This is a genomic window from Selenomonas sp. oral taxon 138 str. F0429, assembly GCF_000318175.2.
GTDB lineage: Bacteria > Bacillota > Negativicutes > Selenomonadales > Selenomonadaceae > Centipeda > Centipeda timonae.
Map to the genome: position 1 here is coordinate 65,222 of NZ_KB290929.1, position 20,088 is coordinate 85,309.

19 protein-coding genes and 1 other annotated feature are annotated in these 20,088 nt (G+C 58.7%); of the genes, 5 read left to right on the forward strand and 14 right to left on the reverse strand.

Annotated elements, in window-relative coordinates; genetic code table 11:
- Positions 1–12: 12 nt before the first annotated feature.
- The 3 genes from HMPREF9163_RS00960 to HMPREF9163_RS00970 are packed head-to-tail and all read left to right on the forward strand — an operon-like array spanning position 13 to position 1,839.
- Positions 13–633 (forward strand): MotA/TolQ/ExbB proton channel family protein, encoded by a 621-nt coding sequence (locus tag HMPREF9163_RS00960; protein ID WP_009439747.1) that lies wholly within the window; start codon positions 13–15, stop codon positions 631–633.
- Positions 633–1,040: a biopolymer transporter ExbD gene (locus HMPREF9163_RS00965; protein ID WP_009439748.1), complete on the forward strand. Its 408-nt coding sequence runs from the start codon at positions 633–635 to the stop codon at positions 1,038–1,040. Before HMPREF9163_RS00960 ends, HMPREF9163_RS00965 begins: the two co-directional genes overlap by 1 nt.
- A 4-nt stretch (positions 1,041–1,044) precedes the next feature.
- Positions 1,045–1,839 carry an energy transducer TonB gene (locus tag HMPREF9163_RS00970; RefSeq protein WP_009439749.1) on the forward strand — a complete coding sequence of 265 codons (795 nt, stop codon included), beginning with the start codon at positions 1,045–1,047 and terminating at the stop codon, positions 1,837–1,839.
- A gap of 52 nt (positions 1,840–1,891) precedes the next feature.
- Here HMPREF9163_RS00970 and HMPREF9163_RS00975 read toward each other — a convergent pair whose 3' ends face one another.
- The 3 genes from HMPREF9163_RS00975 to pheS are packed head-to-tail and all read right to left on the reverse strand — an operon-like array spanning position 1,892 to position 5,641.
- Complete coding sequence (locus HMPREF9163_RS00975; RefSeq protein WP_009439750.1) at positions 1,892–2,149, reverse strand: cell division protein ZapA; 258 nt, start codon at positions 2,147–2,149, stop codon at positions 1,892–1,894.
- Between the two features lie 15 nt (positions 2,150–2,164).
- Entirely contained in the window at positions 2,165–4,600 is a 2,436-nt protein-coding gene (gene pheT / locus HMPREF9163_RS00980; RefSeq protein WP_009439751.1) for a phenylalanine--tRNA ligase subunit beta, read from the reverse strand.
- A gap of 12 nt (positions 4,601–4,612) precedes the next feature.
- Positions 4,613–5,641, reverse strand: a complete 1,029-nt coding sequence (pheS, locus tag HMPREF9163_RS00985) for a phenylalanine--tRNA ligase subunit alpha (RefSeq protein ID WP_037345554.1) — start codon at positions 5,639–5,641, stop codon at positions 4,613–4,615.
- A 211-nt stretch (positions 5,642–5,852) separates the two neighbouring features.
- Here pheS and thiT point away from each other — a divergent pair, with 211 nt between their 5' ends.
- Complete coding sequence (thiT, locus tag HMPREF9163_RS00990; protein ID WP_009439753.1) at positions 5,853–6,503, forward strand: energy-coupled thiamine transporter ThiT; 651 nt, start codon at positions 5,853–5,855, stop codon at positions 6,501–6,503.
- Here thiT and HMPREF9163_RS00995 read toward each other — a convergent pair whose 3' ends face one another.
- The 4 genes from HMPREF9163_RS00995 to HMPREF9163_RS01010 form a co-directional block, all read right to left on the reverse strand.
- Entirely contained in the window at positions 6,504–7,163 is a 660-nt protein-coding gene (locus tag HMPREF9163_RS00995) for a TatD family nuclease-associated radical SAM protein (RefSeq protein ID WP_009439754.1), read from the reverse strand.
- 225 nt (positions 7,164–7,388) lie between these two features.
- Positions 7,389–8,219, reverse strand: coding sequence for a pyridoxamine kinase (locus HMPREF9163_RS01000; protein ID WP_009439755.1), 831 nt, complete (start codon positions 8,217–8,219; stop codon positions 7,389–7,391).
- Positions 8,219–8,710 carry a preQ(1) synthase gene (gene queF / locus HMPREF9163_RS01005; protein WP_009439756.1) on the reverse strand — a complete coding sequence of 164 codons (492 nt, stop codon included), beginning with the start codon at positions 8,708–8,710 and terminating at the stop codon, positions 8,219–8,221. Before queF ends, HMPREF9163_RS01000 begins: the two co-directional genes overlap by 1 nt.
- On the reverse strand, positions 8,710–10,401 hold the full coding sequence (locus HMPREF9163_RS01010) for a bifunctional diguanylate cyclase/phosphodiesterase (RefSeq protein ID WP_037345556.1): 1,692 nt from the start codon (positions 10,399–10,401) through the stop codon (positions 8,710–8,712). The genes queF and HMPREF9163_RS01010 overlap by 1 nt, the downstream gene beginning before the upstream one ends.
- 237 nt (positions 10,402–10,638) lie before the next feature.
- Here HMPREF9163_RS01010 and trxA point away from each other — a divergent pair, with 237 nt between their 5' ends.
- Complete coding sequence (trxA, locus tag HMPREF9163_RS01015; protein ID WP_037345558.1) at positions 10,639–10,950, forward strand: thioredoxin; 312 nt, start codon at positions 10,639–10,641, stop codon at positions 10,948–10,950.
- A 54-nt stretch (positions 10,951–11,004) separates the two neighbouring features.
- On the opposite strand, the gene HMPREF9163_RS01020 is transcribed toward trxA, so the two are convergent.
- The 7 genes from HMPREF9163_RS01020 to HMPREF9163_RS01050 all read right to left on the reverse strand — a co-directional run bounded on the left by HMPREF9163_RS01020 (position 11,005) and on the right by HMPREF9163_RS01050 (position 20,086).
- On the reverse strand, positions 11,005–11,862 hold the full coding sequence (locus HMPREF9163_RS01020) for an RNA methyltransferase (RefSeq protein ID WP_009439759.1): 858 nt from the start codon (positions 11,860–11,862) through the stop codon (positions 11,005–11,007).
- A 20-nt stretch (positions 11,863–11,882) separates the two neighbouring features.
- Positions 11,883–12,236 carry a 50S ribosomal protein L20 gene (rplT, locus tag HMPREF9163_RS01025; protein ID WP_009439760.1) on the reverse strand — a complete coding sequence of 118 codons (354 nt, stop codon included), beginning with the start codon at positions 12,234–12,236 and terminating at the stop codon, positions 11,883–11,885.
- A 51-nt stretch (positions 12,237–12,287) separates the two neighbouring features.
- Positions 12,288–12,485 carry a 50S ribosomal protein L35 gene (gene rpmI, locus HMPREF9163_RS01030; RefSeq protein ID WP_006693988.1) on the reverse strand — a complete coding sequence of 66 codons (198 nt, stop codon included), beginning with the start codon at positions 12,483–12,485 and terminating at the stop codon, positions 12,288–12,290.
- The gene (gene infC, locus HMPREF9163_RS01035; protein WP_009439762.1) at positions 12,472–13,035 is read right to left on the reverse strand and encodes a translation initiation factor IF-3; all 564 of its coding nucleotides are present in this window, start codon (positions 13,033–13,035) and stop codon (positions 12,472–12,474) included. Before infC ends, rpmI begins: the two co-directional genes overlap by 14 nt.
- Before the next feature lie 58 nt (positions 13,036–13,093).
- Positions 13,094–13,207: a sequence feature (ribosomal protein L20 leader region), on the reverse strand.
- A 32-nt stretch (positions 13,208–13,239) separates the two neighbouring features.
- Entirely contained in the window at positions 13,240–15,159 is a 1,920-nt protein-coding gene (thrS, locus tag HMPREF9163_RS01040) for a threonine--tRNA ligase (RefSeq protein ID WP_009439763.1), read from the reverse strand.
- Between the two features lie 120 nt (positions 15,160–15,279).
- Positions 15,280–15,630, reverse strand: coding sequence for a LysM peptidoglycan-binding domain-containing protein (locus tag HMPREF9163_RS01045; protein ID WP_009439765.1), 351 nt, complete (start codon positions 15,628–15,630; stop codon positions 15,280–15,282).
- 196 nt (positions 15,631–15,826) lie between these two features.
- A complete protein-coding gene (locus HMPREF9163_RS01050) occupies positions 15,827–20,086 on the reverse strand; it encodes a 2-hydroxyacyl-CoA dehydratase (RefSeq protein ID WP_037345562.1) in 4,260 nt (1,419 codons plus the stop codon).
- Between the last annotated feature and the right edge of the window lie 2 nt (positions 20,087–20,088).

Genomic DNA, 20,088 nt, shown 5'->3' on the forward strand with positions numbered 1-20,088 from the left:
GGAGCTTAGCTTATGTCAGGTTTTGAGAGCGCAGTCCACCTCTTTCACAGCGGTGGATTCGTCATGTATCCCCTTCTGATTCTCTCACTCATCACGCTTGCGATTGCGGTGGAGCGATTCTACTACTACCGCATCAACCGCAAGGGTTCGCGTGTGTTCTTCCACGGGGTCTACCACGCCGCCACGCAGAAGGACTTTGGCACGGTCGGCAAGCTCTGCAAGGAGTTCCCCTCCGCCATCAGCCGCATCATCGAGAGCGGCATGGAGAACGCATCCACGGAGACCTCGATGAAGGGCTCGTTCTCCGACCGCATGTCGATGGAGGCGATCAACTTCCGCCGCTATCTCGACTATCTGAGCGCGATTGTCACGATTGCCCCGCTGCTCGGCCTGCTCGGCACGGTCACGGGTATGATCCAGACGTTCAGCGTACTCGATGCGGGCGGCGGCGCAGCCGCGATCACGGGCGGTGTCGGTGAGGCTCTGGTCGCAACGGCATCGGGTCTCTGCGTTGCGATCATTGCATTCTGCGTCTACACCTACTTTAGTCATCAGCTCGACACGATTGTGACGGATACGGAGCGCCTCTGCGCGACGATCGTCGCGGCAAAGAAAGAAAGCTGGGATGCGTAATGAATTTTAGCAATCACCGCATGAAGAAAAAGCCGGAGTTCATGATTATCCCGATGATCGACATCATCTTCTTCCTGCTTGTCTTCTTCATGATGAACAGTCTGCAGACGGTCGCGCAGAAGGCACTCGCCGTCCAGCTGCCGCAGGCGCAGAGTGCGACTGCTCCGGCACAGCTCCCGATCATCATGACGATCGACGAGCAGGGACATATCACGATTGACAACAATCCCGTGAGCATCACGGAGTCAGCGGCAATCATGAAGCGTCACATGGAGGAGAACCCGAATGCGGCGGTCGTCCTGCAGGCGGACAAGCGCACGGCACACGGTCAGGTGGTCGCCGTGATGGATATGCTCAAAGGAGCGGGGGTGAAAAAGCTCTCGATAGCCGCAGAACAGAAGGGATAGATATATGGATCAACACCTTTCATGGGGGAAAGCCTATATCGTCTCTGCTGCTGTTCACCTCGTCATCTTCCTCTTCCTCGCCATCGGGCTTGCGGTCGTTGTCGCCGAAAAGGAGCAGCAGGTCTATGAGATCGACCTGCAGGCATCCGATTTCAGTCAGGGCAGCGGACACGAGGGCGGCGGGAGCAGTGAGAATCTCTTCCCCGAGCCGCTCAAGGCGGAGGAGGTCGCAAAGCGCGTCGAGACGGTACAGCAGACTGTACCGCCCATCACGCCGACCGAGACGGCAGTCCCAACGCCTGATGCAGTAGATCTTCCAACACCTGCATCATCGTCCTCGACCTCTGATTCCTCTGCCCCGCCCTCCACGAGCGCAGGCTCTGCCTCGGGCAGCGGCGACGGCGGCGGGAGCGGCACAGGCTCCGGAACGGGCAGCGGTGACGGCACGGGCGACGGTCAGGGCGTTGGCTCGGGCTCAGGCGCGGGTCAGGGCTCGGGTAACGGCAATGTCTCCGGCACGGGCAGCGCCCCCTTCGATACGAACGGTTTCTGGGCAGCGGTCAACGCGAACAAGGAGTACCCCTACATGGCAATGAAGCGCCGCCTTGAGGGCACGACGACGATTGTCACGACGATCAGCGCCTCCGGTGCGATCACGAGCGTCTCGGTCGCCTCCTCCTCGGGGCACGGCGTGCTCGACGATGCGGCAGTTGCTGCGGCATACGCCGTCGGCAGCTATCCAAACCCCACCGGCGCGACGGTATCGGTCACAACAAATGTAAGTTTCAGTATTCGATAATCTCCAATCAAAAAGCTGTGATGGAAATTCCACCACAGCTTTTTGATTGTGATTATTTCTCCTCAAGCAGCTGCACGAGCTCGTCATAGTCCCGCTGCAGCTGCTCATACTCATCCATCATCTGTAGGACGGTAAGCGCGGCAATGCGCTGCACATCGAAGCTGCGTACCTTCTTCGACATCTCCTTGATCCGGCGGTCGCTCTCCACCGCAAGGCGCTTGAGCCGTTCGGGGTCATCCGTCTTGAGCTGATAGGTCTGCCCAAACATCTCGATTACAACCCGCTGGGGCTGATTCTTCTCCTCTGTCATGGCTCTCACCGCCCCTTATGCGCGCAGCTCTGCGTGAAGCTGGCTCTGCGCCGCCTCAAGTATATCGGCAAATGCAGCATCCACTTCCTCATCGGTCAAAGTCTTATCATCGGACTGGAAATGCAGATGAAACGCCATGCTTTTCTTGCCGCGTTCGACCTGCTTGCCCGTGTAGACATCAAAGAGGGTCGCGCCGCGGAAGAACTTGCCGCCCTTCTTCGCGATGACACGCTCGATCTCCGCCGTCGTCAGCCCCGCATCCACGAGTATGGCGAGGTCGCGCGTCGAGGCGGGATACTTCGGCAGTGCCGCAATGGCGCTCTTCTTCTTGCGGTAGCGCAGGAGGGTGTCAACCTCCATCTCGAAGACATAAACACTCTGCCCGATGCCGAAATTCTCGGCAACCGTCGGATGAATCTCGCCGAGGACGGCAATCACATCGCGCCCCTTCTTGAACAGCGCTGTCTTGCCGGGGTGCATAGCAAAGTGCTCGCCGCGCTCCACCGTGTATTTCTGCACGCCGATCGCCGTGAGGAAGCGCTCGAGGATGCCCTTCATATCGTAGAAATCAACCTGTGCGCTGTCCGTATCCCATGCGATCTGGCTACGGCGTCCCGTGATGAGCCCCGCCGCCATGAGCTTTTCATTCGCAAGTTCCGTGACGGGCAGCGCCTTCGGGAAGAAGACGGGTGCGATATCAAAGAGTCGCAGATCCATGTTCTTGCGCGCAACATTGCGTGCCGCATTCTCGAGCACGCTTGTGAGCAGCGTCGTACGGATGAGCGGATACTCGTCCGTAAGCGGGTTCATGATGGGGATTGCCTGACGCAGTTCGCTGCCCTCGGGAACGCCGAGCTTGTCGAGGGTCTTCTCACTCGTGAAGCTGAACGACAGCTCCTCCGTCATGCCGAGCGCCGCAAAGGTCTCGCGCATGAGATCGACGAAGTCCTGCCGCTCACTCGTCTTCCCCTGCTGGACAGCGCCCATCGGGAGACGGGAGGCGATGTTGTCATAGCCATAGAGGCGTGCGACCTCCTCGGTGATGTCCTCCATCATCGTCACATCCCCGCGCCACGATGGCACAGCGACATCATAGACCTCGACGCCCTTCTCCTCGACGATGAAGCCGAGCGAGCGGAGCGCAGATGCCATCCAGTCGCCAGGGATATTCGCACCGATGCGCTCCCCTACCGTGCGTGCGCTGAACTCAAGGACGGTCGGCACACGGCGCTTCGGGTAGACATCGACCACGCCCTTTGCTACGGTGCACGCGCCCATCTCTGCGAGGAGCTGCGCCGCACGCGTCGCCGCGCGCACGGTCTCCGTCTCGTCGACACCGCGCTCGAACCTGCCCGAGGCTTCGGAGTGCAGTCCGATGCGACGTGCCGTGCGGCGGATCGTCGGGCCGTGGAAGGATGCCGCCTCGAGAATGACCGAGGTCGTCCCCTCCGTGATCTCGGACTCAAGCCCCCCCATGATGCCCGCAAGCCCTGCGGGCTTTTCGCTGTCGGCAATGACAAGCTCATCCCCAACGGCGACACGGCTCGAATCGTCCAGCGTGTGCAGATTCTCCCCCGCACGCGCACGGCGTGCCGTGAGGCTGTGTCCTGCGACAGCGTCGTAGTCATAGGCATGGAGCGGCTGCCCCAGTTCGAGCATGACAAAGTTCGTCACGTCGACCACATTGTTGATCGAGCGGATGCCTGCACCGCGCAGACGCTCCACCATCCACGCCGGCGCGGGCGCAATCTTCACATCGCACAGAACGCGCGCGGAGAATCGGCGGCAGAGATCCTCTGCCTCTATGCCGATGTGAACGAGATTGGCGGCGCTCTCGGGCGCCGACTCCTTCACCTCGATCGTCGGGAAGCGCAGCTCCTTGCCCGTCAGCGCCGCAATCTCACGCGCGATGCCAATGACGCTGAAGCAGTCCGCGCGGTTCGCCGTCAGCTCGAACTCGAGCACAACATCGTCCAGCCCGAGTGCCTGCGCCGCAGGGATGCCCACAGGCGTATCTGCGGGCAGGATGTAGATGCCGTGCACCTGCTCGTCGGGAAGCCCCTCGGTCTCAATCGCGAGCTCGCCCGCCGAGCACATCATGCCGTTTGACGGAATGCCGCGCAGCTTGCCCTTCGAGATTTTCTTTCCGTCGGGCAGCACAGAGCCGACCATTGCAACGGGGACGATATGCCCCTCGCGCACATTGGACGCTCCCGTCACGATCTGGAGCAGCTCCTCCTTGCCGATATTCAACTGGCAGACGAGCAGGTGGTCGGAGTCCGGATGCGGCGCGATCTTCTCGATGCGCCCCGTGATGACCTTCTCAAGCCCCTCGTCCGCGCGCACAATACGCTCGACGGGCACGCCCGCCATCGTCAGGCGGTCTGCAATCTCCTCCGCCGTCTCGTCAATATCCACATAGTCTTTCAGCCATTTGATGGAAACCTGCATAGTCTCGCCTCCTTAGAATTGATGTAAGAAACGCACGTCGTTGTCGTAGAACAGGCGCAGATCGTCCACGCCGTAGGCGAGCATCGCAATGCGCTCGACACCCATGCCGAACGCAAAGCCCGACACCTGCGCGGGATCGTAGCCGCTCATGCGCAGGACGTTAGGATGTACCATGCCAGCGCCGAGGATCTCGAGCCAGCCCGTCCCCTTGCAGACGCGGCAGCCCGCGCCATGACACGAGGAGCAGGAGATGTCCACCTCGGTCGACGGCTCCGTGAACGGGAAGAAGCTCGGACGAAAACGCACCTTCGCATCGGCATCAAAGAGCTGATGCAGGCAGAGCTCGAGCGTCCCCTTGAGGTCGGCAAAGGAGATGCCCTTGTCGATCACAAGTCCCTCGACCTGCGTAAACATCGGAGAGTGCGTCGCATCGTAGGAGTCGCGACGGTAGACGCGCCCGGGCGCGATCATGCGGATGGGCGCATTCGGCTCGCTCTTCTGCATCGTTCGTGCTTGTACGGGCGAGGTCTGCGAACGCAGGAGAATATCCTCCGTGATGTAGAACGAGTCCTGCATATCGCGCGCGGGGTGATCCTTCGGCAGATTCAGCGCCTCGAAGTTGAAGTAGTCGCTCTCGATCTCGGGTCCCTCCTCGATGGTAAAGCCCATCTGCAGGAAGATCTTCTTGATGCGATTCAGCGTGATCGTGAGCGGGTGCAGATGCCCCACGGGCGCCGTCCGCCCCGGCAGGGTCACGTCGATCTGCTCGGCGGCAATCTTGTCCGCAAGTTCCCGCTTCGCCAGTTCCTCGGACTTCGCCGCAAGCAGCTCCTCGAGTTCGGCACGCGCCTCGTTGACGATCTTGCCGATGCGCGGACGCTCCTCCTGTGCGAGGGCGCTCATGCTGCGCAGGAGTGCGGTCATCTCGCCCTTTTTGCCAAGGAATTTCACGCGAATATCATTGAGTTCACCGAGGCTGCTCGCCGTCTCCGCAATCGCTGCGCGGGCGCGCTCCTTGAGTTCTCTGATCTGATCGTCCATATCGTCCTCCTGTATGTGCACGAAAAGCGGTGCTACTGTGCATTTGCTCCGTTGTTTCGATAAAAATACCAATGCTCAGTTTACCATATCTATCTGAAAAAATCTATCTTTTGCGGTAGATTCAAGGGTTCATCGGAATTGAAGAGGGCGGCATTTTATAGTATGCTATAGTGGATTGCAAACACATGACACAGCGACCAAGGAGGTATCCATGGACACACTCATCAAGAACGCGGCAGAGCTGCTGGCGCAGCCGACCAGTCTCTTCACACTGCTCGCGGTACTCGTCTTCATCTTCGGCTATCTGCAGATGCGCCGCATCCGTTTCACGACAAGCATGCTCATCAATGTCGCGCTCATGCTGGCGCTGACGATCGTGCTCCATCAGCTGCGACTCTTCCATATGCCGCAGGGCGGCAGTGTCACACTCGGTGCGATGGTGCCGCTGCTCTTCCTCACCTATCGGTATGGCGCAGGCATCGGCTGTCTGGCGGGGTTCGTCTACGGCATGATAAATCTCATGCAAGACGCCTTTATCGTGCATCCCCTGCAAGTGCTCTTCGACTATCCCCTGCCCTATATGGCGCTGGCGATTGCCGCCGCTGTGCCGGGGCGCATCTATCTGGGCGCGACGCTCGCCTTTGCGGCGCGGTTCCTCTGTCACTATATCTCGGGCGTGGTCTTCTTCGGCTCGTATGCGCCGCCCGATACGTCCCCCTATCTCTACTCTCTGGTCTTCAATGCGACCTACCTCGTGCCCGAGGCTGTCATATGCCTCCTGCTCCTGCGGATCCTGCCCGTTCCGCGCCTCCTTGCAGCGATGGATCAGCGCACGCCGCTCTACGGGGCAAAGCCTTTGTAATCAGCTGTCCTCGTACACGCGCACACGCAGGGTGAGCCCGCGTTCGGCGCAGATCGCACGGCACCGCGCAATCTCCTCCTCGTTCTCGACCTTCTCCACCACCGTAAGCACGACGTTCGGCACGTAGGGCTTGCAGTGCTCGGCAAAGGTCAGCATTGCCTCATAGGAGGAGATGCCAAATTTTGAACGCGTGAGTGAGAGATAGCGCTCTGCATTCGAGGCGTTCAGACTGATGGAGATCGTATCGAGCAGCCCCGCAAAGCGGTCGGCAAATTCAAAGCCGTGCTCAAGTTCCCCGAGCCCGTTCGTATTGACGCGCGTCGCAACCTCGGGATGGTGTTCCTTCACATGACGCAGAACGGCGAGTACCGTATCCAGACGAATGAGCGGCTCGCCGAAGCCGCAGCAGACCACCTCACGCACGTATTCCCACCGCAGGCGGTCAAGCTCTGCAATGATCTCCTCGATCGACGGATCCTGCTCGATCCACAGGGAGGACTCCCGCGCCATCTCCTTCATGCTACGCAAGCAGAAGACGCAGTCGCAGTTGCAGTCATTCGTGATGTTGACATAGACGGCGCGCTTTCCCTCCGGCTGCTCGCGCAGACTCTCCTCGATGGGGAGGTAGCGCCCGCCCGCATGTGTCGCATATACAATCATAAGATTCTCCTATCATACACAGAAATAGGCTGCTGCATGAAGTCTTTTGACCAGTGCAGCAGCCTTTTGTTTGTCTTGTCCAGACGCCCAAAGCGCCCCTACCACCGCTCACGCGGTCCCCCTCCCCCGTGTCGTACGGGGGAGGCTTTGCATTACAGCATATTAGCTTCCCCCGTCGCAACGGGGGAAGTGGCGAGTGCAACGAGCCGATAGGGGCGCCCCTGCTTATAGTGCCGTCAGCTCTCCCATAAACTCCTCGAAGGGCAGCCCGTAGTTCCACGGCAGATCGAGCTGCTCTGCGTAGTCGAGACAGTGTCCGATGAACTCCGCCGCGCGCCGTGCCCCCTCCTCGAGCGGAATGCCGCGCACGAGCGCCGCTGCAACGATTGCCGCAAAGGCATCGCCCGAACCCGAGCGGTCACGCCCAATCTTCGGATTGTCGAAGGAGCGTCCGACGCCATTCTCATAGAGATAGGTGCGCACATAGTCGCCCGCATGCAGCCCTGTAATCACAACAGAGCGCGGCCCCATCGCCGCGATTGCCGCCGCCATCTCTGCGAGCACATCCTCCGACACAATGCCGTCAGCGGGATAGTCCGCCCCGAGCAGCTGACACGCCTCCGTGAGGTTCGGCGTCACAACGTCCGCATAGGGGAGCAGCTGGCGCATCTTCTCGCAGAGCGTTGGCGTATAGGAGGAGTAGAGATTTCCGTTGTCCCCCATCACGGGATCAACGATCACCCGCGTATCATCTGCCTTGAACATGCGAATGCAGTCAAGCACAAGGTCGATCTGCGCCTCCGAGCCAAGGAAGCCCGTCAGGATCGCGTCGAAGTCGAGCTCATTCGCCGCCCAATTCTCCATGTAGGGGTGCATGCGCTCCGTATAGTCGTCGAGGTAGTGATTCGGAAAGCCTGTATGCACCGAGAGAATCGCCGTCGGCAGCGGGCATGCCTGTACGCGCATCGCGGAGATCAGCGGCAGCTGCACCGTCACCGAGCAGCGCCCGAATCCCGTGATGTCGTTGATGAGGGCGATTCGTTTCTGCCGCGCCATCAGCGGTTGTCCACCCGCTCGGGCACGCGGTCGTGCATGGAGAGGCGCTCCCACGCCAGCTCCTCGTACTTCGTGCCCGGCAGACCGTAGTTCACGTAGGGGTCGATCGAGATGCCGCCGCGTGGCAGGAATTTCCCCTGCACCTCGATGTATTTCGGCTCCATGAGGCGGATGAGGTCACGCATGATGACGTTCACCACATCCTCGTGAAAATCCCCGTGGTTGCGGAAGCTCACGAGGTAGAGCTTCAGCGATTTGCTCTCGACCATGCGCTCTGCGGGCATATAGGAGATGTAGATCGTCCCATAGTCCGGCTGTCCCGTGATCGGGCAGAGCGTCGTGAACTCGGGGCAGTTGAACCGCACCCAGTAATCGTGATCCGTATGCTTGTTCTGAAAGGTCTCAAGCGCCTCGGGCGCATAGTCGTAACCGTAGTCCGTGCGCTGCTCCCCGAGGAGGCTCAGCCCTTCCTCCGTCTTTACTCTTGCCATTACATACCCAAAAACTTCTTTTCAAATACATCCTGCGGCTCGGGGCGCCCGAAGAGGTAGCCCTGAATCGTGTCCGTCTTGCAGATCTTTACGAGGCAGTCGTACTCCTCCTGCGTCTCCACGCCCTCGATGCAAGTCGTCATGCCAATGCTGTGGCAGAGATCCACCGTATACTCGACGAGCTTCTGATCGAAGTGGTTCTCGAGGATGCGCATGACGAAGGCACGGTCGATCTTCACGATGTCGCAGCTCAGATTCTTCAGCGAGGAGAGGGAGGAGTAGCCCGTGCCGAAGTCATCCATCGCGACCTTGATCCCGCATCTGCGGAATGCGTCGAACTGCGCGTTGACGAACTTCAGATCGCTGACGATCCTGCTCTCCGTGAGCTCGAGGACGACGGCATCTGCGGGCATATCGTGACGGCGCAGGCAGTCCTCCACGAACTCGAGGAAGGAGAGATCCTTGATCTGCTCGTAGCTCATGTTGACGCTCATGTGGAAATCGGGAATGCGCTGACGCCACTCCTTGCAGACGCGCAGCGCCTGCTCGAAGATCCAGCGGCCGACGGGCACAATCGTCTTCGTCTCCTCGAGAATGCGAATGAACTCCATCGGTGCGACCATGCGACCCTTGCTATTCTTCCAGCGGAGCAGGGTCTCTGCACCGACAATGTGTTGATCGTCACCCGCCACCTGCGGCTGGAAGTAGAGCTCGAAATTGCGGCAGCCCGCCTTCACGTCCTGCAGGATCTGCTCCTGTATTGTCAGCGAACGCAGCCAGCGGTTGTATACTTCCTTCGAGAACTCATTGATGCGGTTCTTTCCGCCCGATTTTGCCGCATCGAGTGCCGCCTGTGCGTATTTGTGCAGGACGAGCGGATCGCGCGCCGACTGCGGGTAGAAGACCATGCCCGCCGAGACGGTAACGATGTACTGACGCCCATCGTAGACCTGCGGATGGGCGAATTCGCGCTGTACGCGGATGAAGAACTCTGTCAGCATATCCGCATCGGCACCCGGATAGATGAGCCCGAACTCATCGCCATCGAGGCGGTAGAGGGAGAGCTTGCGCGGGATATTCTGAAGGATACGCTCCGAGATTTGGCGCAGGATGATATCGCCGATCTCGTGGTTGAATGCCTCGTTGACCGTGCGGAAGTTGTCGATCCCCATGACGAGGAGGCCGCCGCCCCCTCCTGTCTCTCGTGCCTCACGCAGCGCCGCTCCAAGATCCACAGTGAACTGGTAGCGGTTGAGCAGCCCCGTAACGGCGTCTGCCGAGTTGCGCCGTGCGAGCTGGCTGATCGTCCCAACGAAGAGATTCGGCGTTCCATCCACGGAAGTGCCGATCTTTCCCTTGAGCCGCAGCCACGAATAATCGCCCTTTGCATCCCGCATGCGAAAGTCGAGCTGGCGCTCGCGCCCGTCCGAGAGATCGTCCAATGAGGAAAAGAGCGCCGCGAGAGGCTTGCGATCCTGCATATAGACGAGCGGACTCAGCACCTCCGCAATGTTCTCCAGAGTCTCTGCGGGGAGGTCATACGCCTGAACAAATGCCGGCGCCGCAAGAAAAGTGCCGGCGTTTGGATCCATCATAAAGGTATAATCAGAGGACGTGTTCTTCATCAGATCAAAGATGAACTTATGCTGTTTGAGCACGGGGCTCAGCGCGATTCTCTTCTTTCCGCTCATATTCCCTTCCCTCTCTTTTTCACGCATTCCGATCTTCATCCACGACACAATTGCCCTATTCTCGACATTATATACCTTTTCTCGTTGATGCGCAACCGAACAAAAGCCCGCCACATGGGATTCGCACGGGAATGAGAGTTTTTCGGACTTTTTTGCTGAGCAGCCCTTGAAAAAGAAATGTATTTTGTTTATGATGGACGAAATACGCTGTAATCTATTGCGAAGGAGATGCGGGAAATGAGCTTTATCGAACTCACAAGTGAAACATTTGATGCCGAGGTGCTGCAGGCAGATCAGCTTGTCATCGTCGACTTTTGGGCGACGTGGTGTACGCCTTGTCGCATGCTCACGCCTATTCTTGAGGAGCTGGGCACAGAACATCCGGAGATCAAGATCTGCAAGCTCAATGTGGACGACGCGCAGGATCTTGCTGAGAAATATGGCGTGATGACCCTCCCCACCCTTCTCTTTTTCAAGGACGGGGAGATGATTGAAGAGTGCATCGGGCTCGTCTCGAAGGATCGACTGCTGTCTCTGCTGTCAAATTAAAATGTATACAAAGGGGCTTGGTCTGAACGTAGATCAAGCCCCTTTCATATGCTGTTATGTAAGTCGCTGACGCAGCGCCTCATATAGAACGGCAGTTACTGCCGTAGATACATTGAGGGACTCGGCAGCGCCGCGCATTGGAATGTAGATATGCTGCGAGGCAATCAGAATCTCCTCCGATACACCGTTCGCCTCATTGCCGAAGACAATAATGCTGCCGCGCCGAAAATCTGCGGAAAAATGTGTCTCCGCACCCGCATCGCACGAGGTCACAAGGAACTGCAGCCCCTCCTTCTGCGCGAAGCCCGCGAGCTCCGCCGCTGTCACTCCCGTGACGAAGGGAACGTGAAAGAGCGATCCCATTGTCGCGCGGACAACCTTGCCGCTGTATATGTCTGCCGAGCCGCGCAGGAGGATAACACCTGTCACGCCCACAGCGTCCGCCGTTCGCAGGATCGTCCCGACGTTGCCCGGATCCTGCACACGGTCAAGCGCGATGTAGAGCGGCGGCTCTTCCCCATCTCTGCCCTGCGGCAGATCAGCCAAATTCTGTGTCTTACGACGCTCCACAAGTAGGAGAATACCCTGCGGATTATCCGTCTCGGCAAGCGTCGCAAAGATATTTTCCGTGACAAGCGCGGCGGGCGTCCCTCGTTCAATCAGCTGCTCCACAAGCGCTCGCATGCGCTCCCCGGCGAGTCCACGCTCTGTCACGAGCGCGTGACGAATCTGCCAGTCGGATACCGCCGCCATCTCGGCGAGACGCAGCCCCTCGACTGTAAAGAGTCCCTCTTTTGCCGCGCGGCGCTGCGTATGCACGACGGCTGATGTGAGGCGTATGATGGGATTTGCCGCACTTGTAATTATCTGTATGTTCTTCATCGCAAAAAAGAGCCTGATGAATCGTTGCATTCATCAGGCTCATCCTCTTCTTACTGGTTCTCCTTCGCCACATTGACGAGCTGCGTGAAGGCAGCCGCATCGGCAATGGCGAGGTCGGCAAGCATCTTACGGTTGACCTCGACGCCGGCATTCGTCAGACCTGCCATCAGGCGGCTGTACGAAATACCGTTGGCGCGGGCAGCCGCGTTGATACGGGCGATCCAGAGACGGCGGAACGTCCCCTTCTTCGCACGACGGTCACGGCGCGCATAGTAGAGCGCCTTCATGACGGTCTCATTTGCCTTCTTGAACTGCTTGCTGCGCGAGCCGCGATAGCCCTTTGCGAGCTTCAGGATTTTCTTATGACGACGATGTGCTGTGACACCGCTTTTAACTCTTGGCATTGCATTTCCTCCTAGTTCCTACCCACATGGGGATTTTGTTCGTTGCCCCAATTATGCGTAGGGGAGCATCTTGCGGATGCGCTTGTAGTCCGACGTATCGGCAAGAGCAGCCTTGCGCAGGTTGCGCTTGCGCTTCGGCGTCTTCTTCTCCAGAATATGTCTCTTGTACGCCTTGTTGCGGCGGAACTCTCCGCTCCCTGTCACGCTGAAGCGCTTTGCTGCTGCGCGGCGCGTTTTAATCTTCGGCATCGCCATTTCCTCCTTTATCTTCCTTCGCGGGTTTGGCCGTCTTCGCGGGCTTCTGCACCTTCGGGGACAGGATCATCGTCATATTCTTCCCCTCCAGCTTCGCACCGCGCTCAATGGTCACAAGCTCGGTCATCCGCTCGGCAACGCGGTCGAGAACGGCACGTCCGAGTTCCGGATGAGAAAGCTCTCTGCCGCGGAACATAATCGTAACCTTGACCTTGTTGCCCTCTTCGACGAAGCGGAGCGCATTCTTCAGCTTGACGTTGAAGTCGTGCTCGTCGATGTTCGGACGAAGCTTGACCTCTTTGATGCTGATGGTCTTCTGCTTCTTCTTCGCTTCTTTCTCGCGTTTCTGCTGCTCATAGCGGAACTTACCAAAGTCCATGATGCGGCAGACGGGCGGCTTTGCCTTCGGCGCAACCTCGACCAGGTCGAGATGCTGCTCCTCCGCCATGCGAAGGGCGTCACGCGTCAGCATGATGCCAAGCTGTTCTCCCTCCGCGCTGGTGACACGCACCTCACGGATATGGATTTCCTCATTGATTCGCAAAGATTCCCTGCTTATGGCAAGAACACCTCCTGGTTCGGATGCACGCAGAACGCCATCCGGCAATAGAAAAGGGCGGCACGAAGCCACCCTAAAACTCTCATGAAATATCTTTCATTGGACCCGACGCACAATTCTGTCCGCAGGTGAGAAGCGGTGGCTTCTGCTTGTAACGAAAGTCATACTACCACAAATGCAGGTGTCTTGTCAATACTCCTGCGCGCGCGTCGCAATTTTTTCCTGCACAAGCGTGATGAAGTCCTCGACCGACATGACCGTGCTGTCCTTCTCGCCATACTTGCGCAGGGCAACCGTATGATTCTCCTGCTCCTGGTCGCCGACGACGAGCGTGTACGGGGTCTTCTTGACCTGACTCTCGCGGATCTTGTAGCCCGTCTTCTCGTTGCGGTCATCCACCTCAACACGGAAGCCGAGGTCGAACATTTCCTTGCGCAGACGCTCGGCATACGCCGCATGGCGCTCCGTGATCGGCAGGATGCGCACCTGTACGGGCGCCATCCACACGGGGAATGCTCCCGCATAGTTCTCGATCAGGATGCCGATGAAGCGCTCGATCGAGCCGTAGACGACGCGGTGCAACATGACGGGGCGATGCTTCTCCCCGTCCTCACCGATGTAGGTCAGGTCGAACTTCTCGGGCAGGCTCATGTCCAGCTGGATCGTACCACACTGCCATGTGCGTCCAATCGAGTCACGCAGGTGGAAGTCGATCTTCGGCCCGTAGAACGCGCCGTCGCCCTCGTTGATGATAAAGTCGAGACCACGGTTTTCGAGTGCCTTGCGCAGACCGTCCGTCGCGAGCTCCCACATCTCATCCGAGCCCATCGAGTCCTCGGGACGCGTCGACAGCTCCGCCTTGTACGAAAGCCCATATGTGCGGTAGACCTCGTCGAAGAGGTCGATCGTATGCTGAATCTCGCCCTCGATCTGATCGGGCGTAACGAAGAGATGCGCGTCATCCTGCGTGAAGTTGCGCACACGGAAGAGCCCGTGCAGGGCTCCCGACAGCTCGTGACGGTGTACGAGCCCGAGTTCGGCGAGGCGCAGCGGCAGATCGCGGTAGCTGTGCAGCTGCGAGCGATAGACGAGCATGCAGCCGGGGCAGTTCATCGGCTTGATTGCATAGTCCTCTTCGTCGATCTCGGTCGTATACATATTCTCACGGTAGTGGAACCAGTGCCCCGACGTCTCCCAGAGCTTGCGGCTCAGGATGACAGGGGTGCTGATCTCCTGATAACCGTAGCGGCGGTGCACCTCGCGCCAATACTCGAGAATCGCGTTGCGCAGGAGCATGCCGTTCGGATGGAAGAACGGGAAGCCCGGTCCCTCCTCGTGCAGGCTGAAAAGATCGAGTTCCCTGCCGAGCTTGCGGTGGTCGCGCTTCGCTGCCTCCTCAAGCATGTTGAGGTAGGCGTCCAGATCCTCCTGCTTGTCGAACGCAGTTCCATAGATGCGCTGCAGCATCTTGTTCTTCTCACTGCCGCGCCAGTATGCCCCGGCGATGCTCTGCAGCTTGAACGCCTTGACCTTGCCCGTGGACATGACGTGCGGCCCCGCGCAGAGATCCGTGAACTCGCCCTGCGTATAGGTGGTGATCGTCTCGTCCTCCGGCAGATCCTCGATCAGCTCGACCTTGTAGTTCTCGCCCTTTGCGCGGAAATATTCGATCGCCTCATTGCGCGGAATCTCGCGGCGCTCGAGCTTCAGATTCTCCTTGACGATCTTCTTCATTTCCTTTTCGATGTCGCGCAGGTCGGCATCCGTCAGCTGGCGATCCAGATCGAAGTCATAGTAGAAGCCGTTCTCGATGGCAGGACCGATGGCAAGCTGCACATTGCTTTCGGGATAGAGACGCTTCACCGCCTGTGCCATGATATGCGAAGCCGTATGACGCAGCGCATGACGCCCTCCCGCATCCTCAAAGGTCAACACCTGAAACGCAGCATCATGCGTCACAGGTGTCGTCAGGTCGACGGTCTTGCCGTCGAGGCTTGCCGCAAGCGCCTTCTTTGCAAGTGAGTTGCTCATTCCCTTGACAACGTCCAGCAGCGTTGTCCCTGCCTCTGCCTCACGTATGGAGCCATCCGGCAGTGTCAGCTTTATCATAAACGCTCTCCCTTCAAAATATAGGATCTACTGATTTTATCAGTACCTCCTAATACAAAAAAGCCCCGCCCCTTGGGATAGGAAATCCATCCCATAGGGACAAGGCTATATGTTTCCACCCTAATCGGTAACGTCATTATAAGGCGCACGGGCGACTGTGTCAAGGGATTTGTGCTCTGCCATCGCCTGCAACTGCTCTGCGGGTTCCAGCACGGGAATCTGCAGACGACGTCCCGCAGCAACAGAACCATCCGGCGCAAGGCCGTTCACCTCGATGATGGCCTCCTCGAGCTCCTCTGCCATCGTCTCCTTCGTCGCATACTTGCGCGCGATTGACCAGACGTTCTCGCCGCGCATGACAGACACCTCGATGAAATCAGACGAGCGCAGATATGGATTCGTCAGGTGAAGGGCGGAGACGCCCATCCAGATGAGAGCAAATACACTGAGAACAAGACCGATGCGTTTCATCTTTAACTCCTCCGCTATGTAAAAACTTCGTATATCCGTATATATATTCTCAAAACCTCTGTTCGGATATAGAATAACACAGAAAGGGTGTTCGGTCAATACTTACGAACAAATTTTTCGCGTTTTTTTGTTCGCGGAACATGTTTTTGTAACAAAAAAGGAGTTACGCCCGAAAGCATAACTCCCAAATAAATATTTAGTTTCTCTGCGCCATCTCCGCCACTGGTGCGGATGCCCCCACTCCCGCAGGGCGGCGCTCCTTCGCAACGGCGAGCATGAGCTTCAGACGGTTCAGCTGGTTGACCTCACTCGATCCTGCATCGCAGTCGATCGCCGTGATGTTCGCGCCGTGGTACGCCTTGCGCAGGTCGTGCATGACGCCCTTGCCTGTGATGTGGTTCGGCAGACAACCGAACGGCTGCAGGCAGACGACGTTCGGCACGCCCTCCTCGATGAGCTTCACCATCTCGCCCGTGAGGAACCAGCCCTCCCCCGCCATATTGCCGAGACTGACATGGCGAGCCGCGAGCTCCGCCGTGTGGTCGATGGACTGCGGTGGACGGAAGTGACGGCTCTCCTTGAGAGCCTTGCGCATAGGCGCGCGGAAGAACTCGATGACCTTGATGAACATACGCCCGTAGAGGCGATCTTTGTACGATCCCGCGAGCAATTTGTGCTGCGCGATCGGATCGTATGCAGAGTAGAGGAAGAAGTCGACGAAGTCCGGCATAACGACCTCTGCCCCCTCCCCCATCAGCACCTTCTCGATATCATTGTTCGCAACGGGATGGTACTTCACGAGGATTTCGCCGACGATGCCGACCTTTGGTTTCCACATCTGTTCATCGATGGGAATGTGGTCGAAGTCGCGCACGATGTCCTTCACCATGCGGCGGAACTTGAACACGCTGCCGTGCTCGAGCTCCTCCTTGGCGCGCGTCATCCATTTATCGAATACTGCCTGTGTCGCGCCCTTCACAAGCTCGTACGGCATCATGCGGTTGCGTACATTCATGAGCAGGTCGCCGTAGACCGCCGCCTTGATGGCATCCACCATCATCTCGCGATTGAAGGCAAAGCTGTCCGTCTCCTCGGGCAGACCACGCACGGCAAAGACGGCGACGTTCGGGAAGCCCGCATCGCGCAGTGCCTTGCGCAGAACGCCGAGGTAGTTCGTCGCACGGCAGGCACCACAGGTCTGAAAGAGCGCGATGCTCGTGTGATCCGCGTCGCACAGCCCCGCCTTCAGCGCTGCGAGCAGCTGCCCAATGACGACGATTGCGGGATAGCACATATCGTTGTGCACGTAGCGCAGCCCCAGATCAATCGACGCCTTGTTCGGCATAGGCGGGATGACAACATTATAACCGTGCTTTCGCATCGTTGTACGGAAGAGCTCGAAGTGAATCGGCGCCATCTGCGGCGCAAGAATCGTGTGCGTCTTCTTACAGTCCTCGGTGAAGCGCGGGCGCTCAATGACGGGCACCTCGTGATAGGCGGGATTCTCCCTGCGCGCGAGCGCGGCAATCAGGGAGCGCAGGCGAATGCGCGCCGCGCCGAGGTTCGACACCTCGTCCAGCTTTATCATCGTATAGATGCGCTCGTGTGACTCGAGAATCTCGCGCACCTCCGCCGTCGTGAGCGCGTCGAGTCCGCAGCCAAAGGAGCTCAGCTGTATCATCGTCACATTCGGGTGCTCGGCGACGAACTGCGCCGCGTGATAGAGGCGCGCGTGGTAGCTCCACTGGTTGACGACCTGCAGGCGCCGCTCCTGCACGGGGATGTGATAGACCGCATCCTCGGAGAGAATCGGCAGCTTGTAGGACTGGATCATCTCGGGGATGCCGTGATTGATCTCTGGATCGACGTGATACGGACGACCTGCAAGCAGAATTGCATGCTCGCCCGTCTTTGCAATGCGGTCGAGAATTTGCTGACCATAGTCGCGGACATCCTGACGATACTGCTCGATCTCTGCATAGCCCGCATCAACCGCAGCCGCAATCTCCTTTTTTCCGATGCCCTCGGGCTTTCCAAACTCCTCCACGAGGCGCTCGATCATGCGCTTGCGATCGTTGATCGGCAGGAACGGCTGAATAAAGTGGATGTTCTTCTCGCGTAGGATATCCATGTTGATGCGGATGTTCTCCGCATAGGAGGCGACAATCGGGCAGTTGAAGTTATTTGCCGATGAGCCCGGCTTATCGTCCATATTATGCGGTTCGCAGGGATAAAAAATCGTGTCGACGCCCTTCTCGACAAGGTCGACGATATGCCCGTGTGCGAGCTTCGCGGGATAGCAGAGCGAGTCCGACGGAATCGTCGCCATGCCCTTGTAGAAGAGCTGCGGCGAGGATTTGCCCGAGATCACGACCCCATAGCCGAGCTTGTCAAAGAACGTGAACCAGAACGGAAAGTCCTCGTACATATTGAGCGTGCGCGGGATGCCGATGCGCCCACGCTTTGGCTCTGCCGGCGACTTATAGTGCTTGAACACACGGCGATACTTGAACTTGTAGATATTCGGCGTATCGTCCTCGTGCTTCTCACCGCCGATGCCGCGCTCACAGCGATTGCCTGTGAAGTAGCGCTCGCCATTCGGGAACTGCTGCATCGTGATGAGGCATTTGTTTCCGCATTTCCCGCAGCGGTAGGAGCTGGTCTTGGTCTCAAATGTGCCAAGTTCGTCTGCGCCGAGCAGCGTCGAGCGCTCCGTGCCCGCCTCGAGTGCAAGGATCGCCGCGCCGTATGCGCCCATGAGCCCCGCGATATCGGGACGAATGACATCCTTGCCGATGATGTTCTCAAGTGCGCGCAGCACGGCGTCGTTGTAGAACGTCCCGCCCTGCACGACAATGTGGTCGCCGAGCGCGGAGACATCCTTGAGCTGCATAACCTTGAACAGCGCGTTCTTGACAACCGAGAGCGCGATGCCCGCCGATATATCGGCGACCTCCGCGCCCTCCTTCTGTGCCTGCTTGACCTTCGAGTTCATGAAGACCGTGCAACGCGTGCCGAGATCGACGGGGGCTTTCGCATCCACCGCCTTGCCCGCAAACTCCGCCGGGGTCATGTGAAGCCCCTCGGCAAAGTTCTGAATGAAGGAACCACAGCCCGCCGAGCAGGCCTCGTTCAGGGTGATGTTGCCTACGCTACCGTCTTGGACGAAGAAGCATTTCATATCCTGCCCGCCAATGTCGAGCACGAAGCTGACCTCGGGGCAGAACTCCTGCGCCGCGCGCAGGTGGGCAAAGGTCTCCACCTCGCCACCATCCGCGTGGAGCGCCGCCTTGACGATTGCCTCGCCGTAGCCCGTCGTCATCGCGCCTGCGATGTATGCGCCCTCGGGCATGACAGCGTAGAAGTCCCGCAGTGCGTTGACAACAGACTGGAGCGGTGAACCGTGATTGCTGCCGTAAGACGTGTGGAGCAGTTCCTTATCCCTGCCGATGGCAACGAGCTTCGTCGTCGTCGAGCCCGCATCGATGCCGATGCAGATTGGGCCGCAGTAATCGCTGAGACTGCCGCGCCGCACGCGGTCACGGTCATGCCGTGCCTTGAACGCCGCATAGTCCTCCGTACCCTTGAACAGTGTGAAGTCTGCCGTGCGCGTCTCCGCCGCCGCAGCCTCCTCCGCACGCGCAATGCACGTCTCCATCTCCCGCATATCGGTCACTCCGGCATCGTCGGAGAGCGCCGCGCCAACCGCGACGAAATAATTGCCGTAATCCACGTCGACGACGTGTTCGTCATCGAGCTTCAATGTTTCGATAAAGCGTTTTTTCAGTTCCGGGAGAAAGTGCAGGGGACCACCGAGGAAGGCGACCGTGCCGTCGATCGGGCGTCCCTGCGCGAGATTGCCGATGGTCTGGTTGACGACAGCCTGAAAAACGGAGAGTGCGATGTCCGCTTTCTCCGCGCCGTCGTTCATGAGTGCCTGAATGTCTGTCTTGGCAAAGACGCCGCAGCGGGAGGCGATCGCATAGACGCGCTTTCCCTTCTCTGCAAGTGAATTCAGTCCAATGGGGTCAGTCGAGAGCAGGGACGCCATGTGGTCGATGAACGAGCCCGTACCACCGGCACAGACACCGTTCATACGCTGCTCAGGTGCATCGCCAAAATACGTGATCTTGGCGTCCTCGCCGCCGAGCTCAACCGCCGTCGTCGTCTCGGGAATGAGACGGCGCACTGCAGAGGCGCAGGCAACGACCTCCTGCACGAACGGCAGCCCGATGCGCTGCGCGATGCCCATGCCCGCCGAACCCGTGAGTGCAAACGAGAATTTCGCCTCGCCCACCACGTCCTTCAGCTGCGCCAGATTCTCCTGCAGCGCCTTGCCGATCTCGGAAAAATGCCGTGCATAGTTCTTGTAGAGGATCTCATGCTCCTCCCCGAGCACAACCAGCTTAATCGTCGTTGAACCGACATCCACCCCGACACGAAATGGGGATTCCAAAA

Coding starts and splice junctions, on each gene's coding strand:
- trxA (WP_037345558.1), top strand. CDS start 10,639: ATGAGCTTTATCGAACTCACAAGTGAAACATTTGATGCCGAGGTGCTG.
- pheS (WP_037345554.1), bottom strand. CDS start 5,641: ATGGACGATCAGATCAGAGAACTCAAGGAGCGCGCCCGCGCAGCGATT.
- queF (WP_009439756.1), bottom strand. CDS start 8,710: ATGGCAAGAGTAAAGACGGAGGAAGGGCTGAGCCTCCTCGGGGAGCAG.
- HMPREF9163_RS01010 (WP_037345556.1), bottom strand. CDS start 10,401: ATGAGCGGAAAGAAGAGAATCGCGCTGAGCCCCGTGCTCAAACAGCAT.
- rplT (WP_009439760.1), bottom strand. CDS start 12,236: ATGCCAAGAGTTAAAAGCGGTGTCACAGCACATCGTCGTCATAAGAAA.
- HMPREF9163_RS00970 (WP_009439749.1), top strand. CDS start 1,045: ATGGATCAACACCTTTCATGGGGGAAAGCCTATATCGTCTCTGCTGCT.
- HMPREF9163_RS01045 (WP_009439765.1), bottom strand. CDS start 15,630: ATGAAACGCATCGGTCTTGTTCTCAGTGTATTTGCTCTCATCTGGATG.
- pheT (WP_009439751.1), bottom strand. CDS start 4,600: ATGCAGGTTTCCATCAAATGGCTGAAAGACTATGTGGATATTGACGAG.
- thiT (WP_009439753.1), top strand. CDS start 5,853: ATGGACACACTCATCAAGAACGCGGCAGAGCTGCTGGCGCAGCCGACC.
- HMPREF9163_RS00995 (WP_009439754.1), bottom strand. CDS start 7,163: ATGATTGTATATGCGACACATGCGGGCGGGCGCTACCTCCCCATCGAG.
- HMPREF9163_RS00960 (WP_009439747.1), top strand. CDS start 13: ATGTCAGGTTTTGAGAGCGCAGTCCACCTCTTTCACAGCGGTGGATTC.
- HMPREF9163_RS00975 (WP_009439750.1), bottom strand. CDS start 2,149: ATGACAGAGGAGAAGAATCAGCCCCAGCGGGTTGTAATCGAGATGTTT.
- thrS (WP_009439763.1), bottom strand. CDS start 15,159: ATGATAAAGCTGACACTGCCGGATGGCTCCATACGTGAGGCAGAGGCA.
- HMPREF9163_RS01020 (WP_009439759.1), bottom strand. CDS start 11,862: ATGCAACGATTCATCAGGCTCTTTTTTGCGATGAAGAACATACAGATA.
- rpmI (WP_006693988.1), bottom strand. CDS start 12,485: ATGCCGAAGATTAAAACGCGCCGCGCAGCAGCAAAGCGCTTCAGCGTG.
- HMPREF9163_RS01000 (WP_009439755.1), bottom strand. CDS start 8,219: ATGGCGCGGCAGAAACGAATCGCCCTCATCAACGACATCACGGGATTC.
- HMPREF9163_RS00965 (WP_009439748.1), top strand. CDS start 633: ATGAATTTTAGCAATCACCGCATGAAGAAAAAGCCGGAGTTCATGATT.